This is a genomic window from Actinomadura litoris, from assembly GCF_009733595.1.
In the GTDB taxonomy this organism is placed as follows: Bacteria; Actinomycetota; Actinomycetes; order Streptosporangiales; family Streptosporangiaceae; genus Spirillospora; species Spirillospora litoris.
Genome location: NZ_WOFH01000020.1, coordinates 20,328 through 37,752 on the forward strand (window position 1 = coordinate 20,328; position 17,425 = coordinate 37,752).

Genomic DNA, 17,425 nt, shown 5'->3' on the forward strand with positions numbered 1-17,425 from the left:
GCGGTCCCGGGACGTGCCGCCGGGAGGGGGCGAGTAGGGTTTCAGGTTGTGACGAAGCGTCCGTTCACCGTGCAGGCAGCCGCCGCCCTGGAGGCCGCGGAGGGCCTCGCCGCCGTCGGTTTCGGGGTTTTCACCGGCATCGAGACGGTGGCCGGCTCCGCCGTCGACCCCGTCAGCGCGGTCGGGGTCACCGTGCTCGCCCTCGTCGGCGGCGTCGCCATGCTCGGCTGCGCCCGCGGGCTGCTGCGCGCCGACCAGTGGAGCCGCGCCCCCACGGTGCTCACCCAGCTGTTCGCGCTGCCCGTCGCGTGGTCGCTGTGGCAGAGCGAGCGCCCCGAGATCGCGATCCCGATGGGCGCCGCCGCCGTCCTCGCGCTGATCATGGTGCTCAGCCCGCCGAGCACCGCCTGGCTCGTCGAGGACCCGCAGGAGCAGGGCCCGGACGAGGAGGAGGACGCGGACGGCGCGGACGCCGCCCCGCGTTCCGGTGGCCGGTCGCCGCGTACCGGCCGCTGATCCTCGGTCCGGCCGCCGCCCCCGGCCACTGGTCACTCGTCGGCCGTCAGGCCCTCCCGCAGCTGGGCGAGCGTCCGGGCCAGCAGCCGCGACACGTGCATCTGCGAGATCCCCAGCTCCGCCGCGATCTGCGACTGCGTCATGTTGCCGAAGAACCGCAGCAGCAGGATCTTCTTCTCGCGGGCGGGCAGCTTCTCCAGCAGCGGCTTGAGGGACTCGCGGTACTCCACGCCCTCCAGCGACTCGTCCACCATGCCGAGCGAGTCCGCGACCGCGGGGGCGTCCTCGTCGCCGGAGTCGGGGGCGTCGAGGGACACCGTGGAGTAGGCGTTCGCCGACTCCAGGCCCTCCAGCACCTCCTCCTCGCTCATCTGCAGGTGCGCCGCCAGCTCGCTGACGGTCGGGGCACGCCCCTCCCGCTGCGCCAGGTCGCTGATCGCCTTCGTCAGCGACAGCTTCAGCTCCTGGAGCCGCCGCGGGACGCGCACCGCCCAGCCCTTGTCGCGGAAGTGCCGCTTGATCTCGCCGACGATCGTCGGCGTCGCGTAGGTCGAGAACTCCACCCCGCGCCCGAGATCGAACCGGTCGATCGACTTGATCAGCCCGATCGTCGCGACCTGGATCAGGTCGTCCAGCCACTCGCCCCGGTTGCGGAAGCGGCGGGCCAGATACTCCACCAGCGGAAGGTGCAGCTCGACGAGCTGGTCACGGATCCGCTGCCGCTCCGGGTCGCCCTCCGGCAGCTCCGCCAGACGCTCGAACAACGCGCGGGCCCGCGCGCGGTCGGGGACCGCGCTCTCGGACCGCTCGTTGCCGGAGCCCGCGATGGTCGTCTTCTCCGTCACGGGGCCCCCGCCGCACCCCGGCGCTTCTGCAGCGTCACGGTGACCCGGTCGTCGGAGCCGACCTGGGCGTCGACCTCGCCCGCCAGCGACGACAGGACCGTCCAGGCGAAGGTGTCGCGGCTCGGTTCCTGGCCGTCCACCGTCAGCACCGCCACCGAGATGCGCACCGCATCGCCGGTCAGCTCGAACTCGCAGGTCAGGTCGGTTCCGGGGACGGCCTGCGCGAGCAACATCGCACAGGCCTCATCGACCGCGATGCGCAGGTCCTCGATCTCGTCCAGCGTGAAGTCGAGCCTGGCCGCGAGACCGGCCGTCGCGGTTCTCAGAACCGAGAGGTAGGCACTCGCGGCGGGCAGCTTCACCGTCACCACATCGCGGACGGACAACTGTGTACTGGCGGGCATTGCAGCGGTTTCCTCGGTCACGTCACTCCCTCGCAGGATGGTCCTGCTGCTTCCGAAACTACCGCCTTCCGGCCGTGCTGCGAGACTCCGCGTCCGCGTGTTTGAGGTCTTTATTGCAGGGACCTGGGCGTCAGGCGCTGGACGCCTTCCTCCGGCGGCCCCTGCGGCGATCGCCGGCATCGCTTCGAACGCGGTGTTCATTGCGTTGCCCTTGGCGTCGGCGCTGGGGCGCCTCCTTCGGCGGGTATCGCGGCGATCGCTGGCATCGCTCCGAACTCGCCTTGCGGCTCGCTCCGCGATCAGGCCCTCGCGGTGTTCATTGCGTTGCCCTTGGCGTCGGCGCTGGGGCGCCTCCTTCGGTGGGCATCGCGGCGATCGCTGGCATCGCTTCGAACGCGGTGTTCATTGCGTTGCCCTTGGCGTCGGCGCTGGGGCGCCTCCTTCGGCGGGCATCGCGGCGATCGCTGGCATCGCTCCGAACTCGCCTTGCGGCTCGCTCCGCGATCAGGCCCTCGCTTCGCTCGTGCCTGCCTTCGGACGCGATCGCGATGTTTCCGGTGGGTGGAAGGCTCGGTTACTGCGGGTGGGTGCTTTGGTGCTGTCTGCGTTCGCCTTGCTCGCCTGGTGAGTCGCTCGGCTTCGGGCTCGTCCCGCCCGCTTGGCCGGTGGGGCTGGGGATGTCACGTTTTGGTGGGGGTGGTTCGTCTGTGTTGGTGTGATCGTTTAGGACGCTCCGGCCAGCGGCCCGTCCCTTCCGTCCACGGCGGAGCCGCTCCTCGCGCGCCCCCGGATGTCCCCCGTCCGGGGGCGCGCCCTTCGGGCGTCCCGGCCATCCGGGCTGCTCCAATAGTCTGGAACGTGTGATTCGAACTGCGACGGCCGATGACGTTCCCGCGATCCGGCGGCTGATCCGCGACCTGGCGGAGTACGAGCGGTCCCTGCATGAGGTGAAGGTCACCGAGGAGCAGTTGCGGGCCGGCCTCTTCGGGGACGAGCCGCGCGTGTTCGCGCACGTCGCCGAGCATGACGGGCGGGTCGTCGGGTTCGCCCTGTGGTTCCTCACCTTCTCGACGTGGGAGGGCGTCCACGGGATCTACCTGGAGGACCTCTACGTCGATCCCGGCGTCCGGGGGCACGGGTACGGGAAGGCGCTGCTCACCGAGCTGGCGCGCGTCGCCGACGAGAACGGGTACGCGCGGGTCGAGTGGGCCGTGCTGAAGTGGAACACCCCCGCCATCGGCTTCTACGAGTCGCTCGGCGCCCGTCCGCAGGACGAGTGGAGCGTGTACCGGCTCACCGGGGACGCGCTCGCCAAGCTCGCCCGCGCCTGAGGCCCGCCCCGGGGACGGGCCTCACGCGTGTCACCACGTGGTGGGCTTGTCCTTGGTGTAGAGCCAGGCGTCGAACAGGCCGTCCAACCGCTTGTGGGAGATCCGCTCGGCGAGGTCGATGAACTGCTCGGTCGTCACGTTGCCGTCGCGGTGCGCGCTCGTCCACGCCTTCAGGAGGGCGAAGAAGGCCCGGTCGCCGACGCGGTCGCGCAGCGCCTGGAGCGTCATGCCGCCGCGCCAGTAGGGGGTGAGGGTGAACAGCTCGTCGGTGCCGGGGTCGCCCGCCTCGCGGTCGCGCCAGAGCTCGTTGTAGTACGGCCAGTCCTCGGTCTTGCCGTAGAGGTTGTCGAAGGTCTGCTTCGCGGACGGGCCGCCGTGCTGCTCGTCCCACAGCCACTCGGCGTAGGTCGCGAAGCCCTCGTTCAGCCAGATGTCCTTCCACCGCCGGACGCTGACGCTGTCGCCGAACCACTGGTGGGCCAGCTCGTGGACGATCGTCGGGGTGTCGGGCCGGTAGCCGTAGATCGGGCGGCTCTGCGTCTCCAGCGAGAACGCCACGTCCACGCCCACCCGGATGCCGCCGGTCGAGGCGAAGGGGTAGCGGCCGAAGACCTTCTCCTCCCAGTCGATCGCCTTGATCGTGCCCTCGTGGATCGTCTTCAGCTCGTCCGCGCGGTTCGGCGCGACGGCGGTGATGACCGGGATGCCGCCCTCGGTGCGGCCCTTCCGCACGGTGAACTTGCCGATGGCCAGCATCGCGAGGTAGCTCGCCATGGGGGAGCGCTCGTTCCACACGAACGTGGACCTGCCGCCGCGCGTCCACTCGCCGCCGGGCTCGCCGTTGGACAGCACCTGCGTGCCCTTCGGGACCGTCACGCGGTAGGTGTAGGTCGCCTTGTCGGTCGGGTGGTCGTTGCTGGGGAACCAGGTGGACGCGCCGTCGGGCTCGCTCACGACGTACGCGCCGTCGGGGGTCCTGATCCAGCCGAACTCGCCGAGGTCGGGGCGCCTCACCGACTTCGGCGTGCCCGCGTAGGCGACGGTGACCGTGAAGCGGGTGTCCTTCCGCAGGCCCGCGCGCGGGGTGACGACGAGTTCCTGGCCCTTACGGGTGAACCGCGCGTCCCTGCCGTCCACCTGCACGCTGTTGACGGTGAGCTGCTTCAGGTCGAGGTCGAGGCGCGACAGGTCCTGGGTCGCGCGGGCCTTGATGCGCGCGGTCGCGACCAGCGCGTTGGAGGCGGGGGTGTAGTCGAGCGACAGGTCGTAGTGGGCGACGTCGTACCCGCCGTTCCCCTCCTGGGGGAAGTACGGGTCGCCCGCTCCGGGGGCGCCGGGGGTGAAGCGGTGACCGTGGGACGCGGCGGTGGCGGGGGTCGTGGGCGCCACGAGGCACGCGATGGCGAGCGTGACCACCACCGTCGATCGGACGGGTCTGATGGGCATGATTCGTCCTCTCTCTGACTGTGCGCCATAGAAGATCACGCCGTGTCGTGAAATGTCAGTCTTATCCCGAATATGCCGTGGGGGCCGTCCGAAACGGACGGCCCCCACGACCCGACGCGAACCGCGTCACGCCTGCTTGGTCTCCCAGAAGATCTTGTCGATCTCCGCGATCTTGCCCAGCAGCTCCTCGGCCGCCTTGACGTCCATGCTCCCCTTGGTGCCGGACGCGCCGGCGAGCTTGGTCGCCTCGTTGAACAGCTGGTGGAGCTGCGGGTACTTCTCGAAGTGCGGCGGCTTGAAGTAGTCGGTCCACAGCACCCACAGGTGCTCCTTGACCAGCTGCGACCGCTGCTCCTTGATCAGGATCGCGCGGGCGCGGAACTCCGGGTCCTCGTTGGCCGCGTACTTCTCGGCGATCGCCTTGACCGACTCGGCCTCGATCCTGGCCTGCGCCGGGTCGTAGACGCCGCACGGCAGGTCGCAGTGCGCGGAGACCGTGGTCTTCGGGCGCAGAAGCTTGAGCAACACCTGCGATTCCCTTCCCTCGTTTCGGATCATGCTCAGGTCACCGACATTACCCTCGCGGCCCAGAGCCCGTCCGGGCAGGGCGCTCGGTAATTCGGCCTAAGACCCGGACGCCGGAGCCGTCCGGAACCCTTCCGGTAGCGTCATCACCGGAGAGTGCCGGAGTATGCGGACGGGAGGGGAGCCGTGCCGATCCTCACGCGCCGTTCCGCCGCGCTCTGGGCGCTGCTGGGCGCGGTGCCGTTCGTACTGCTCAGGGGGCGCGGGAGGCTGCGCGCGGTCGCCGTGGAGGGCGACTCGATGCTGCCCGCGCTGCGGCCCGGCGACTGGCTCCTCGTGCGCGTCGCGGGACGCGTCGCCGCCGGCGACGTCGTCGTCGCCCGGCATCCGGAGCGTCCCGGCCTGCTCGTGGTGAAACGGGCGGCGTACCGCGCGGACACCGGATGGTGGCTGGAGAGCGACAACCAGCGCGCCCCAGGCCGCAGCGACAGCTGGGACTTCGGCGCCGTCCCCGACACGCTGGTCGTCGGACGCGTCGTCGCCCGCTACTGGCCGCCGTCCCGCGCCCGACGGCGGATCGACACCAGCGGCACGCTCGGCGGGCAGCCCGCGGGCATGCCCGGCCGTCCCGCGCAGCGCTCGCAGCGGTAGCGCGGCGCCCGCTCCGTCGCAGGGGTGAGGTAGGCGCGTTCGCAGCCCTCGGCGCGGCACACGCCGAGCGCGTCGATGCCCCGCGAGCTGATCCGGGCGGCCAGGCCCATCGCGGCGCGGGCGGCGCACCGGTCGGGGACCGAGCCGTCCTCATTGAGGTGCAGGTGCCAGCCCTGGCCGTCGTGCCGGGTCACGATCGGATGCACGGGGTAGCGGATGAGCAGGGTGTTGAGGCGCTCGATCGCGTCCAGTTCGTCGCCGCGCGCGGCGGAGACGAAGACGGCGCGCAGTTCGGCGCGCAGTTCGCGCATGGCGTCCAGATCGCGGCGCGCCGTCCGACCCGCGAGGTACGGCCGGCGCAGCAGCAGGGCGCGCAGCCCTTCGAGATCACGCAGCTCGTCCCGGTGGGGGCGGCACGTGTTCACGAGATCGACCGCCAGGTCCGCGTAAGAGGCGAGGTCCACATTCGCTCCCGACGGGGGTCAAACCTGATCGTCGAATCCCCAGGATTCATTCCCCCGTGGTGAGAATTACACCGTCACTTTTAGGCCGGACTACCCGCGCCCCAGGTGGGACGCGGGCAGTCCGGAAAAGGACAGCGGAATTGGTCCTGCGGATCAGACCCGGTTGACCCCCTCCGCGCGGGCCTGGGCGGCGACGGCGTCCGCCACGGCGGGGGCGACCCGCGCGTCGAACGGGCCGGGGATCACGTAGTCGGCCGTCAGGTCGTCGCCGACGATGCCGGCGAGCGCGGTCGCGGCGGCCAGCTTCATGCCCTCGGTGATCGAGTGCGCCCGCACGTCCAGCGCGCCCCGGAAGATGCCGGGGAAGGCCAGCACGTTGTTGATCTGGTTCGGGAAGTCGCTGCGGCCGGTCGCCACGACCCTGGCGTGCCGCCGCGCCACCTCCGGCGGCACCTCGGGCGTCGGGTTGGACAGCGCGAACACGATCGCGTCCTCCGCCATCGTCGCGACGCACGACTCCTGGACGGTGCTGCCCGACAGCCCGACGAACACGTCGGCGCCGCGCAGCGCCTCCTCGGTGGAGCCGGTCAGCCCCGCCTTGTTGGTGATCGCGGCGATCTTCTCCTTGGCGGGGTTCAGCCCGTCCCGCCCCTGGTAGACCAGGCCCTTGCTGTCCGACAGCGCGAGGTCGCCGATACCGGCCTCGACCAGGATCCGCGACACCGCGATGCCGGACGCGCCCGCCCCGGCCACGACCGCGCGCAGCTCCGAGAGCGGCTTGCCGACGAGCCGGGCCGCGTTGGTCAGCGCGGCGAGCGCCACGATCGCGGTGCCGTGCTGGTCGTCGTGGAAGACCGGGATGTCGAGGGCGGCGCGCAGCCGGTCCTCGATCTCGAAGCACCGGGGGGCGCTGATGTCCTCCAGGTTGATGCCGCCGAAGCTCGGCGCCATCGCGGCCACGGTGTCGACGATCTCCTCGACGTCCGTGCAGTTCAGCGCGATCGGCACCGAGTCGAGCCCGGCGAACTCCTTGAACAGCAGGGACTTGCCCTCCATCACCGGCATGGAGGCGGCCGGGCCGATGTCGCCGAGCCCGAGCACGGCGGTGCCGTCAGTCACGACCGCGACGACCCTGGAGGTCCAGGTGTAGTCGTAGGCCAGTTCCGGGTTGTCGGCGATCGCCGTGCACACCCGGGCGACGCCCGGTGTGTAGGCGAGCGAGAGGTCGTCGGCGTTGCGGACGGGTATGGTCGAGCGCATCTCCAGCTTCCCGCCGCGGTGCAGCGGGAAGGCCGGATCATCGTCAAGATTTCGTTCCTGGGTGGAATGGTTCCGCGTGTGATTTTTCTGCGTGGGAATGGCCTCAGCAGCCACAGCGACCCCTGTCTGTGAATGTTGGCTTTCGGGCGATGCCGCCGCGGTGGTGGCGGACTGGTGGCCGGTCACCTGGTGGACATCTCGCGACGCACGGGGGTCACCCGTTGCCCGATTGTGTCATATCCCCCTCCGCCTTCTCCGGGGAATGCGCGGTGGCGGAGGTCACCCGGAGCGCGTGCCCCGGCCGTTGCGAGGTCGGGGCGTGGTGGTCGCTTGAAGTAGTTGCACGGGCGCTGTGAGTGGGCAGGGACGGGAGTGACGTACGGGCAGGCTTCGTCGTTGCGTGATTGTTTCGGAGCCTTTATCCAGATCAGGGATGTTGTACGCAAAAATGTGCACCTGCCCCCCCGGGCCCGTCCGGATCCGGGGGAATCACCACTGGAGGGGGACCCGTGACCACCGGTTCTCTGCGCCGCCGCGCCGTCGCCGCGTCCGCGCTCGTGCTGACGGGCGCCCTCGCGCTGTCGGCGTGCGGCGAGAAGAAGGAGTCCACCGAGCCGACGGCGTCGATCACGCCGAAGGGCGGCCCGGACAGCAAGCTCGCGGCTTTGGTCCCGGCCGAGATCAAGGCCGACGGGGTCATCAAAATCGGCTCCGACACCACCTACGCCCCCGCCGAGTTCCTCGACAACAACAAGGTGGTCGGCTTCGACGTCGACCTGTTCGACGCGGCCGCCGCCAAGCTCGGGCTGAAGACCCAGTGGAACACCACGCCGTTCACGGGAGTGATCACCGGCGTGAAGTCCGGGAAGTACGAGGCGGGGATCTCCTCGCTCACGATCAACCCGGAGCGGCTCAAGGACACCGAGATGGTGAGCTACTTCAACGCGCCCATCCAGTGGGTGGTGAAGAAGGGCAACCCGCTGGGCATCCAGGTGGAGAACCCGTGCGGGAAGAAGGTGGCGGTGCAGACCGGCACCGTCGAGGTCCCCGACCTCCAGAAGCGGTCGAAGGACTGCAAGGCCGCGGGCAAGCCCGAGATCAAGATCGACCAGTTCCAGGACCAGAGCACCGCGACCGCCGCGGTCGCCTCCGGCAAGGACGACGCGGGCACCGCCGACTACCCGGTCTTCGTCGACGCCGTCGACAAGTCCAGGGGCCAGCTCGAACTGCTCGGCGACCCCTACGGGCAGGCGCCTTACGGCGTCGCGCTGAAGAAGGGCCAGACGCAGTTCGCCCAGGCGATCGCGGGCGCCTACAAGGCGATCATCACCGACGGGACCTACCAGCGCGTCCTGGACAAGTGGAAGGTCGGCAAGGGCGCGATCACCGACCCGGCCGTGAACCCGAAGGTCTCCTGACCGCATGTCGGACGAAGAGAAGCCCGAGGCGCCCGACCTCGTGAAGCCGGACGGGGCGCGGCCCGAGGCCATCAAGGCCGTGCCCGTCCGGCACCCCGGGCGCTGGATCGCGGTGGCCGTGCTCGCGGTCCTGGCCGCGATGTTCGTGCACATGCTGGTCACGAACAAGCAGTTCCAGTGGTCGTTCATCATCGACAACGCCTTCCGCCCGAACGTCATCGAGGGCGTGCGGACCACCGTCCTGCTGACGGTGCTCTCGATGATCATCGGCGTGCTGCTGGGCATCGTGCTGGCGGTCATGCGGCTGTCGGGCAACCCCATCCTCAGCGGGGTCGCGTGGGTCTACACGTGGTTCTTCCGCGCCGTGCCCCGGCTGGTCCTCGCGGTCATGTTCGGCAACATGGGGATCCTGTACGCCAAGTACCACGTCGGCGGCGTCCCGTTCGCGGGCCAGCTCGGCGACGCGCTCGGCGTGGACATGGACGCCACCCTGTTCACCGTCGACGCCAACACGATCCTGACCGGGTTCATGGCCGGCCTCCTCGCGCTCGCGCTGTCGGAGGGCGCCTACATGGCCGAGATCGTCCGGGCCGGCATGCTGTCGGTGGACCCCGGGCAGAACGAGGCGGCCGGCGCGCTCGGCATGTCCCGGATGCTGGCGATGCGGCGGATCGTCCTGCCGCAGGCCATGCGGGTGATCGTGCCGCCGACCGGCAACGAGACGATCGCGATGCTCAAGGACACCGCGCTGGTGGCCTTCGTCCCCGTCAACAACGAGCTGTTCTTCCAGCTCAAGGCGGTCGGCGACAAGTCGTTCAACGTCTTCCCGATGCTGGTGGCGGCCTGCATGTGGTACCTGCTCCTGTCCAGCTTCCTGCTGGTCGCGCAGTACTACCTGGAGCGGTACTTCGCCCGCGGCAGCGGGATTCCCGAGAACAGGCGCGCCGGGCTGCGCGCGCTCGGCTTCGGCAGCGGCGGAGGAGGGGCATGAGCGGGCCGGACGGCGCGGAGGGCCTGATGGTCAAGGCCGAGGCGGTGCACAAGCACTTCGGCCGGCTGGAGGTGCTCAAGGGCATCGACCTGGAGGTCGCGCCCGGCGAGGTGATGTGCGTGCTCGGCCCCTCCGGGTCGGGCAAGTCGACGTTCCTGCGGTGCGTCAACCACCTGGAGAAGATCGACGCCGGGCGGCTGTGGGTGAACGGCCACCTGATGGGCTACCGGCAGAAGGGCGACCGGCTCTACGAGCTGCGCGACCGCGAGGTCTCCGAGCAGCGCCGCGAGATCGGCATGGTGTTCCAGCGCTTCAACCTGTTCCCGCACATGACCGCGATGGAGAACGTGTGCGAGGCGCCGGTCCACGTCCGGCGCAGGAGCAAGGCCGAGGCGCGCGAGCGCGGCGCGGCGCTGCTGGAGCGGGTCGGGCTCTCCGACAAGACCGACAGCTACCCCTCGCAGCTCTCGGGCGGCCAGCAGCAGCGGGTCGCGATCGCCCGCGCGCTCGCGATGGAACCCAAGCTGATGCTGTTCGACGAGCCGACCTCCGCGCTGGACCCCGAGCTGGTCGGCGAGGTCCTGGAGGTCATGAAGCAGCTCGCGCTGGACGGCATGACCATGATCGTCGTGACGCACGAGATCGGGTTCGCGCGGGAGGTCGGCGACACCCTCGTCTTCCTGGACGGCGGTGTCGTGGTGGAGAAGGGCACCCCCGAAGAGGTCATCTCCAACCCCCGCAACCGCCGCACGCAGGACTTCCTCTCCAGGGTCCTCTGACCCGGACGGCGGACGGCCCGCCCTCTCCGCCCGGAACGGGGGCGGGCCGTTTGGCGTGCGCGCGGCGGGTTAGTGTGCCGTGCATGTTCGCTGTCACCGCCACGCGCATCGACGCAGACGATCCACTGAACGGGCTGACGCTCGGCGAGCGGCCCGACCCCGAGGTACCGGACGGCTGGACGACCGTCACGGTGAAGGCCGCCGCGCTCAACCACCACGACCTCTGGTCGCTGCGGGGCGTCGGGCTGCCCGCCGAGCGGCTCCCGATGATCCTCGGATGCGACGCGTCCGGGGTGGACGAGGACGGCAACGAGGTCATCGTGCACGCGGTGGTCGGCGACCCCGACCGGGGCGGCGGGGACGAGACCCTCGACCCGAAGCGGTCGCTGCTGTCGGAGTCGCACCCGGGGACGCTCGCGGAGAAGGTGGCGGTGCCGCGCCGCAACCTCGTCCGCAAGCCCGCGGAGCTGTCGTTCGAGGAGGCGGCCTGCCTGCCCACGGCGTGGCTCACCGCCTACCGGATGCTGTTCGACAAGGCCGGGGTGGAGCCGGGCGGGTCCGTGCTGGTCCAGGGCGCGGGCGGCGGCGTCGCCACGGCCGCGATCGCGCTGGCGTCGGCGGCGGGCCTGCGCGTCTACGCGACCAGCCGCAGCGAGGCCAAACGCGCGCGGGCGCTGGAACTCGGCGCGGACGCGGCGCTGGAGTCCGGCGCGCGGCTGCCCGAGCGCGTGGACGCGGTGATCGAGACGGTCGGCCAGGCCACCTGGTCGCACTCGCTGAAGTCGCTGCGCCCCGGCGGACGGGTCGTGGTGTCGGGCGCCACCAGCGGCGCGGTGCCGCCCGCCGACCTGAACCGGGTGTTCTTCCTCCAGCTCCAGGTGGTCGGCTCCACGATGGGGACCCGGGGGCAGCTGGAGCGGCTGGCGGGCTTCCTGGTCAAGTCGGGCGTCCGCCCGCCGATCGACCGGGCGCTGCCGCTCGGCCGGGCCCGGGAGGGCTTCGCCGCGATGGCGGAGGGCGACCTCTTCGGCAAGATCGTTTTCACGACCTGAGCGCGGCCCGCGCCCGCGGGCCGGCGGCACGGCCCGCGGGCGTCAGCGGTCGCGGAAGACCTCGTTCCGCATCCGCTCGCGGGTCTCCTCCAGGAGCCGCTGGCAGGCGGCGAGGCCGTCCTCGTCCAGACCGGACCGCTTGGCGCCCTTGCGGACGTCCTCGACGAACTTGCGGAGCAGGCGCTCCAGCTTGAGGCGCGCGACGTCCTCGCTGGTGCCGGTCGCCGTCCGCCAGGCGTCCTCCCAGTTCTGCCGCCACTCCTCCTTCCACGCCTGCCTCTGCTCGCGCCAGTGCTCCCTCTGCCGCCTCCACTCGTCCTTCTGGCGCTCGGTCGACTCCTTCCAGGCGTCCTTGGAGGTGGTCTTGCCCTGGTCGCGCATGTCGCGCGCCGCCTGGGTCAGCTCCTCGCGCAGCGACCGGACCGTCTGCCGGACGTCCTGCTGGACGCCGCGCGCGAACTCCTGCGCCGAGGCGGTGATCTCCTCCTCCAGCTCGGCCAGCTCGTCCATCCGCCGTTCGAGCTCGTCGCGGCCCTTGTCGGTCAGCGAGTACACCTTCTTGCCCTTGACCACCTCGTGGGTGACCAGGCCCTCGGACTCCAGCCGGGCCAGCCTCGGGTAGATCGTTCCGGGCGAGGGCGAGTACACCCCGAGGAAGCGGTCCTGGAGCAGCCGGATCACCTCGTAGCCGTGCCGCGGGCTCTCCTCCAGCAGCTTCAGCAGGTACAGCCGCAGGCGACCGTGGCCGAATACGGGGCTCACGTCACTTCTCCATTCGGGGTTCGGCGATCTCCGGCTCGTCGTCCTCCCGGCCGAGGAGGGTGACGGGGCCCGACACCGTGTTGACCGTGAGCCGTCCCGCGCCGTCGCCGATGGTGCCGGCGACGCCGCGCATGACGGCCCGCTCCCGCTCGCCGAGCCCGGCGAACGAGGTCTCGATGCGGCCGGTGGCCGAGGTCAGCGCGACCTCGGCGCCGGCGGACTCCGGGACGCGCAGCGCGACCTCGCCGGAGACCGTGTTGACCTCGACCCGGCTCGCGCCGACGAGGTCCATGTCGGCGGCGACGCGGCCGCTGACCGTGCGGGCGGCGAGGCGCTCGACCGACCCGCCCGCCAGCGACAGGTCACCGGACACCGAGGTGAACGACACCGTACCGTCCAGCCCCTGCGCCTCGATCGCTCCGGACACGGTGTTCGCGTCGACCGCGCCGCGCACCCCGTCCAGCGTCACCCCGCCGGAGGCGCTCTTGATCGACGTGCGGGCCGCCACGCCCGTGATCAGCGCGTCCGCCGACACCAGCGTGAGGGAGACGGGGCAGTCGCGCGGGACCGTGACGGTGATCGAGGCGTGCACCCGCTGGGTGCGCAGCCACGACAGCACGCCCTCCCAGATCCGCTCGTGCGTGATCGTGAGCATCCCCGCCTCGTGCCCGACCAGCAGCGGCGGGCCCGCCACCTCGCCGACGATGACCGAGGGGCGCTCGTCGGAGGCGAGCACCGACACGCTTCCGGCGATCAGCGTCGTCCGCAGCGCCACCACCCCGTCGAAGCCGAGGGTGGTCGGTTCGTCGATCGTCCAGCGCGACATCGCGGTAGCCCTTCGTCAGACGCCCTGCCAGTAGACACGATATGTCGCGTTCCTCGGAAGTCAAGATGTATCGTGTCTCCGCCGCCGGGTGGGCGTCGGCCCTCGCCGCCCTAATCCCCGTCCTCGTCCTCGTCGTCGAGGCGGGCCAGCCAGGTCGCCAGCCGGTCCACCGGCGTCTCGAACTCGGGGTTGAGGTCGACGAACTCGCGGAGCCGCTCGGCGAGCCAGGTCAGGCTGACCTCCTCGGCCCCCCGGCGGTCGGTGAGCTCCTCGATCCCCCGATCGGTGAAGTACATGGCGTTCTCTCTCCAGGGCCCCTCCGGGGCCGTTCCCGGGCCTCGCGCCGAGGCCCCCGTACGCCGAGGGCCCCGGCGCGGGCGTGCCGCGCCGGAGCCCCCGGTCCTTCCCGCGTGCCTACTTCTCGCCGAACAACCGGGTCAGCAGGGCCTCCTGCTCGGCCTGGTGCAGCTTCGCCGAGCCGACCGCCGGGGACGAGGACGCCGGACGCGACACCCGCGACAGCCGCAGGCCCTCGATGTGGTGCGGCAGCTTCAGCGCCATGAACGGCCAGGCGCCCATGTTCGCGGGCTCGTCCTGCACCCACACCACCTCGGTGTGCGCCGGGTACTTCGCCAGCTCGGCGCGGATCTCGTCGACCGGCGGCGGGTAGAGCCGCTCGACCCGGATCACCGCGGTGTCGTTGGCGCCCGCCGCGTCCCTGGCCTTCACCACGTCGTAGTAGATCTTGCCGGTGGTGAGCAGCACCCGCCGCACGCCCGCCGCCTCGACCGCCGGGTTCTCGTCGGGGATGACCGGCTGGAACGCGCCGCCGGTGATCTGCGCGACCGTCGAGGTCGCCGCCTTCAGCCGCAGCAGGTACTTCGGCGTGAACACGATCAGCGGCTTGCCCCGCCCCGACAGCACCTGCCAGCGCAGCAGGTGGAAGTAGTTCGCCGGAGTGGTCGGGTAGACCACGGTCATGTTGTCCTGCGCGCACAGCTGCAGGTAGCGCTCGATCCGCGCGGAGGAGTGGTCGGGCCCCTGCCCCTCGTAGCCGTGCGGCAGCAGCAGCACGACGCTGGAGTGCTGGCCCCACTTCTGCTCGCCCGAGGAGATGTACTCGTCCATGATCGACTGGGCGCCGTTGGCGAAGTCGCCGAACTGCGCCTCCCACGCGACCAGCGCGTCGGGACGGGTCATGGAGTAGCCGTACTCGAAGCCCATCGCCGCGTACTCGCTCAGCAGCGAGTCGTGCACGTAGAACTTCGACACGCCCTGGCCGAACTGCTTGAGCGGCGCGTACTCCTCGCCGGTCTTGCGGTCGAACAGCACCGAGTGCCGCTGGCCGAACGTCCCGCGCCGGGTGTCCTGGCCGACGAGCCGCACGGGGTGGCCGTCGATCAGCAGCGAGCCCAGCGCGAGCAGCTCGCCGGTCGCCCAGTCGATCGCGTCGTCCTCGATCATCTGGGCGCGGCGCTGCAGGATCGGCTGGAGGCGCGGGTGGACGTTGAAGCCCTCCGGCAGGCTGACCTGGGACTCGATGATCCGCTTGACGGTCTCCTGCGTGATCGCCGACCCGGCCCTGCCGTGGTCGATCGGGATGCGCTCCTCGACGTCGGGCTTGACCACCGAGCCCGGCTCCAGCGGCTTCTTCACGGCCTCGCGGGTCTCGATGAACGCCCGCTCCAGCTGCTCCTGGTAGTCGCGCAGCGCCTGCTCGGCCTCCTCGACCGTGATGTCGCCGCGGCCGATCAGCGCCTCGGTGTAGAGCTTGCGCACCGACCGCTTGGCGTCGATCAGGTCGTACATCAGCGGCTGGGTGAACGAGGGGTTGTCGGTCTCGTTGTGGCCCCGCCGCCGGTAGCAGACCATGTCGATGACGACGTCCTTCTTGAACGTCTGCCGGTACTCGAAGGCCAGCCGCGCGACCCGCGCGCACGCCTCCGGGTCGTCGCCGTTGACGTGGAAGATCGGCGCCTGGATCATCCGCGCGACGTCGGTGGAGTAGACGCTGGAGCGCGAGTACTCGGGCGCGGTGGTGAAGCCGACCTGGTTGTTGATCACCACGTGCACGGTGCCGCCGGTGCGGTAGCCGCGCAGCTGCGACAGGTTGAGCGTCTCGGCGACCACGCCCTGCCCGGCGAACGCGGCGTCGCCGTGGATCAGCACGGGCAGCACGCTGAACCCGGCCTCGCCGACGTCCAGGAGGTCCTGCTTGGCGCGGACGACGCCCTCCAGCACCGGGTCGACCGTCTCCAGGTGGGAGGGGTTCGCGACCAGCTCGGTGTGGATCTTGGAGCCGTCGGCGGCGACGAAGTCGCCGGACGCGCCGAGGTGGTACTTCACATCGCCCGAGCCCTGGGCGCTGCGCGGGTCGAGGTTGCCCTCGAACTCCCCGAAGATCTGCCCGTAGGACTTGCCGACGATGTTCGCCAGGACGTTCAGCCGCCCGCGGTGCGCCATGCCGATGACGACCTCGTCGAGGCTGGCGCCCGCCGCCGCGGAGATCACCGAGTCCAGCAGCGGGATGACGGACTCGCCGCCCTCCAGCGAGAACCGCTTCTGCCCGACGAACTTGGTCTGGAGGAACGTCTCGAACGCCTCGGCGCTGTTCAGCCGCCGCAGGACGTGCAGCTGCTCCTCGCGCGAGGGCTTGTCGTGCGGGACCTCGACGCGCTCCTGGATCCAGGCGCGCTCCTCCGGGTCCTGGATGTGCATGTACTCGATGCCGACCGTGCGGCAGTAGGCCATCCGCAGCACGCCGAGGATGTCGCGCAGCTTCATCGTCGGCTTGCCGCCGAACCCGCCGGTCGCGAACTCGCGCTCCAGGTCCCACAGGGTGAGGCCGTGCTTGAGGATGTCGAGGTCGGGGTGGCGGCGCTGCTTGTACTCCAGCGGGTCGGTGTCGGCCATCAGGTGGCCCCGGACCCGGTAGGCGTGGATCAGCTCGTGGACGCGGGCGACCTTGGCGACGTCCTCCTCGTGGGAGGCGGAGATGTCCTTGACCCAGCGCACCGGCTCGTACGGGATGCGCAGCGCCTCGAAGATCTCGTCGTAGAAGCCGTCCTCGCCGAGGAGGAGCTGGTGGATGCGGCGCAGGAAGTCGCCGGACTGCGCGCCCTGGATGATCCGGTGGTCGTAGGTGGAGGTCAGCGTCATGACCTTGCTGATCCCCATGCGCGACAGCGTGTCGCTGGAGGCGCCCGCGAACTCGGCCGGGTACTCCATCGCGCCCACGCCGATGATCGTGCCCTGGCCCGGCATCAGCCGCGGGACGGAGTGCACCGTGCCGATCGTCCCGGGGTTGGTCAGGCTGATCGTCGTGCCCTGGAAGTCGTCCAGCGTCAGCTTGTTGCCGCGCGCCTTGCGGACGATCTCCTCGTAGGCGGCCCAGAACTGGCGGAAGTCCAGCGTCTCGGCGGCCTTCACGCTCGGCACCACCAGCTGGCGCTGGCCGTCGGGCTTCTGCAGGTCGATCGCCAGGCCGAAGTTGACGTGCTCGGGCCGGATCAGCACCGGCTTGCCGTCCACCTCGGTGAAGGCGGCGTTCATCTCCGGCATCGCCGCGAGCGCCTTGACGATCGCGTACCCGATCAGGTGGGTGAAGGAGACCTTGCCGCCGCGGCCGCGCTTGAGGTGGTTGTTGATGACGATGCGGTTGTCGATCAGCAGCTTCGCCGGGACGGCGCGGACGCTCGTCGCGGTGGGCACCCCGAGGCTGGACTCCATGTTGGCGGCCGTCCGCGCGGCGACGCCGCGCAGCCTGACCTCCTCGGCGCCCGCGGGAACCGGCGGCGGCGCGGCCTTGGGGGCCGCCTTGGCCTGGGCCTCGGCCTGGGGCTTGGCCGCCGGCGCCGGCGGCGAGGCGGGCTTGGCTACCGGCTGCTTGGATGTCGGCGGAGCGGCCGCTGTGCCGTTCGCGGCCCGGGGGGCCGCTCCATCGGTGGCCGGGGTGGTCGCGGACGCGGGCCGGGTGTCCGGCTGGTAGTCCGCGAAGAAGTTCCACCAGGCCTCGTCAACCGAGTTCGGATCCTCGAGGTACTTCTGGTACAGCTCGTCGACCAGCCACTCGTTGGCACCGAAGTCTGTGTTCTTGGGGTCGGCACTAGTTTGCGACGACTCTGTCGACACGGCGGAGATCGCCCTCTTCCGCAG

At 70.8% G+C, this 17,425-nt stretch carries 17 protein-coding genes; 7 read left to right on the forward strand and 10 right to left on the reverse strand.

What is annotated here, in order from left to right; genetic code table 11:
- Positions 1–48 precede the first annotated feature (48 nt).
- On the forward strand, positions 49–516 hold the full coding sequence (locus GNZ18_RS37825) for a hypothetical protein (protein ID WP_214616744.1): 468 nt from the start codon (positions 49–51) through the stop codon (positions 514–516).
- A 32-nt stretch (positions 517–548) separates the two neighbouring features.
- On the opposite strand, the gene GNZ18_RS37830 is transcribed toward GNZ18_RS37825, so the two are convergent.
- Both GNZ18_RS37830 and GNZ18_RS37835 read right to left on the reverse strand, forming a co-directional pair.
- Positions 549–1,361: an RNA polymerase sigma factor SigF gene (locus tag GNZ18_RS37830; protein WP_214616743.1), complete on the reverse strand. Its 813-nt coding sequence runs from the start codon at positions 1,359–1,361 to the stop codon at positions 549–551.
- Positions 1,358–1,786, reverse strand: coding sequence for an ATP-binding protein (locus tag GNZ18_RS37835; RefSeq protein ID WP_214616742.1), 429 nt, complete (start codon positions 1,784–1,786; stop codon positions 1,358–1,360). The genes GNZ18_RS37830 and GNZ18_RS37835 overlap by 4 nt, the downstream gene beginning before the upstream one ends.
- Before the next feature lie 839 nt (positions 1,787–2,625).
- On the opposite strand from GNZ18_RS37835, the gene GNZ18_RS37840 reads away from it, so the two are divergent.
- The gene (locus GNZ18_RS37840; RefSeq protein WP_214616741.1) at positions 2,626–3,096 is read left to right on the forward strand and encodes a GNAT family N-acetyltransferase; all 471 of its coding nucleotides are present in this window, start codon (positions 2,626–2,628) and stop codon (positions 3,094–3,096) included.
- Between the two features lie 30 nt (positions 3,097–3,126).
- On the opposite strand, the gene GNZ18_RS37845 is transcribed toward GNZ18_RS37840, so the two are convergent.
- Both GNZ18_RS37845 and sodN read right to left on the reverse strand, forming a co-directional pair.
- On the reverse strand, positions 3,127–4,542 hold the full coding sequence (locus GNZ18_RS37845) for a M1 family metallopeptidase (protein ID WP_156221909.1): 1,416 nt from the start codon (positions 4,540–4,542) through the stop codon (positions 3,127–3,129).
- A gap of 126 nt (positions 4,543–4,668) precedes the next feature.
- Positions 4,669–5,070, reverse strand: coding sequence for a superoxide dismutase, Ni (gene sodN, locus GNZ18_RS37850; RefSeq protein ID WP_214616739.1), 402 nt, complete (start codon positions 5,068–5,070; stop codon positions 4,669–4,671).
- Between the two features lie 183 nt (positions 5,071–5,253).
- Between sodN and sodX the strand changes: the two genes are divergently transcribed.
- Positions 5,254–5,718, forward strand: a complete 465-nt coding sequence (sodX, locus tag GNZ18_RS37855) for a nickel-type superoxide dismutase maturation protease (RefSeq protein WP_312874973.1) — start codon at positions 5,254–5,256, stop codon at positions 5,716–5,718.
- Here the strand turns inward: sodX and GNZ18_RS37860 are convergent.
- Together GNZ18_RS37860 and GNZ18_RS37865 are read right to left on the reverse strand one after the other, a co-directional pair.
- A complete protein-coding gene (locus GNZ18_RS37860) occupies positions 5,613–6,182 on the reverse strand; it encodes an ABATE domain-containing protein (RefSeq protein ID WP_214616738.1) in 570 nt (189 codons plus the stop codon). The genes sodX and GNZ18_RS37860 overlap by 106 nt on opposite strands.
- A gap of 153 nt (positions 6,183–6,335) precedes the next feature.
- A complete protein-coding gene (locus tag GNZ18_RS37865; protein WP_372492368.1) occupies positions 6,336–7,556 on the reverse strand; it encodes an NAD(P)-dependent malic enzyme in 1,221 nt (406 codons plus the stop codon).
- A 395-nt stretch (positions 7,557–7,951) separates the two neighbouring features.
- Here GNZ18_RS37865 and GNZ18_RS37870 point away from each other — a divergent pair, with 395 nt between their 5' ends.
- The 4 genes from GNZ18_RS37870 to GNZ18_RS37885 all read left to right on the forward strand — a co-directional run bounded on the left by GNZ18_RS37870 (position 7,952) and on the right by GNZ18_RS37885 (position 11,682).
- Positions 7,952–8,860: an ABC transporter substrate-binding protein gene (locus GNZ18_RS37870; RefSeq protein WP_214616737.1), complete on the forward strand. Its 909-nt coding sequence runs from the start codon at positions 7,952–7,954 to the stop codon at positions 8,858–8,860.
- 4 nt (positions 8,861–8,864) lie between these two features.
- Positions 8,865–9,851: an amino acid ABC transporter permease gene (locus GNZ18_RS37875; protein WP_156221915.1), complete on the forward strand. Its 987-nt coding sequence runs from the start codon at positions 8,865–8,867 to the stop codon at positions 9,849–9,851.
- On the forward strand, positions 9,848–10,630 hold the full coding sequence (locus tag GNZ18_RS37880) for an amino acid ABC transporter ATP-binding protein (protein WP_281378241.1): 783 nt from the start codon (positions 9,848–9,850) through the stop codon (positions 10,628–10,630). Before GNZ18_RS37875 ends, GNZ18_RS37880 begins: the two co-directional genes overlap by 4 nt.
- A gap of 83 nt (positions 10,631–10,713) precedes the next feature.
- Positions 10,714–11,682: a zinc-binding dehydrogenase gene (locus tag GNZ18_RS37885; protein ID WP_156221917.1), complete on the forward strand. Its 969-nt coding sequence runs from the start codon at positions 10,714–10,716 to the stop codon at positions 11,680–11,682.
- A 42-nt stretch (positions 11,683–11,724) separates the two neighbouring features.
- On the opposite strand, the gene GNZ18_RS37890 is transcribed toward GNZ18_RS37885, so the two are convergent.
- From GNZ18_RS37890 to GNZ18_RS37905, 4 genes are all read right to left on the reverse strand, one after another.
- On the reverse strand, positions 11,725–12,444 hold the full coding sequence (locus tag GNZ18_RS37890; protein WP_214616734.1) for a helix-turn-helix transcriptional regulator: 720 nt from the start codon (positions 12,442–12,444) through the stop codon (positions 11,725–11,727).
- A gap of 1 nt (position 12,445) precedes the next feature.
- Positions 12,446–13,270 (reverse strand): DUF4097 family beta strand repeat-containing protein, encoded by an 825-nt coding sequence (locus GNZ18_RS37895; RefSeq protein WP_156221920.1) that lies wholly within the window; start codon positions 13,268–13,270, stop codon positions 12,446–12,448.
- Between the two features lie 110 nt (positions 13,271–13,380).
- The gene (locus GNZ18_RS37900) at positions 13,381–13,566 is read right to left on the reverse strand and encodes a DUF6104 family protein (protein ID WP_156221922.1); all 186 of its coding nucleotides are present in this window, start codon (positions 13,564–13,566) and stop codon (positions 13,381–13,383) included.
- A gap of 118 nt (positions 13,567–13,684) precedes the next feature.
- Positions 13,685–17,401 carry a multifunctional oxoglutarate decarboxylase/oxoglutarate dehydrogenase thiamine pyrophosphate-binding subunit/dihydrolipoyllysine-residue succinyltransferase subunit gene (locus tag GNZ18_RS37905; protein WP_214616732.1) on the reverse strand — a complete coding sequence of 1,239 codons (3,717 nt, stop codon included), beginning with the start codon at positions 17,399–17,401 and terminating at the stop codon, positions 13,685–13,687.
- Positions 17,402–17,425 lie beyond the last annotated feature (24 nt).